The following is a 546-nucleotide window of genomic DNA, read 5'->3' on the forward strand; positions in this document are numbered from 1 at the left end:
GCGGTGCTGCCCTCGCGGCCGGGATCGTCCACGCCGATCTCGGCGTAACGCGCGGGGTCGGAGGTGCGCTCCTCCACGAGGCGGAGCTCGGTGAGGCCGGTCAGCAGCTCGCGGATGCGCTCGCCGCGGGCGGGGTAGCCACCGGACTGCTCGATGCGCCAGGCGTCGCCGTCGCGGACGAGCGTTGTGGCCTGGCCGTGGCGGACCATCTCGATCTTCTGCGCATTCGCCAGCCGCGGCGCCAGGCCGGGGAAGGCGAGGTTGCCCGGGACGAAGACGCCCTCCGACTCGTTCTGCGGCTTGAGCAGCCAGGCGCCGCCGAAGACGACGACGGTCGCCCCGCCCAGCAGCAGCAGTCCGCGACGCCCGATCATGCGCGGGCCGCCGCGCGACGGCGGCTCCTCACCACGGCGAGGCCGATCGCGAAGAGCGTCAGCAGCACCGGGACAAAGGCGATGTTGAAGACGCGGAGCCAGAATTCCAGCTTGTTGATGTCCTGCCGGAGCTCCAGCTGCACCGCGCGAAGCTGGCGGCGCGTGGCGGCGA

Annotated in this window: 1 protein-coding gene; it reads right to left on the minus strand. The window is 72.5% G+C overall.

Annotated features, from left to right (window positions below; translation table 11 throughout):
* The coding region (locus AC1DWF_RS37805) for a hypothetical protein (protein ID WP_476843538.1) at positions 1-374 on the minus strand (374 nt) is incomplete at its 3' end.
* Between the last annotated feature and the right edge of the window lie 172 nt (positions 375-546).

This window comes from Aminobacter sp. P4_D5 (assembly GCF_056401815.1).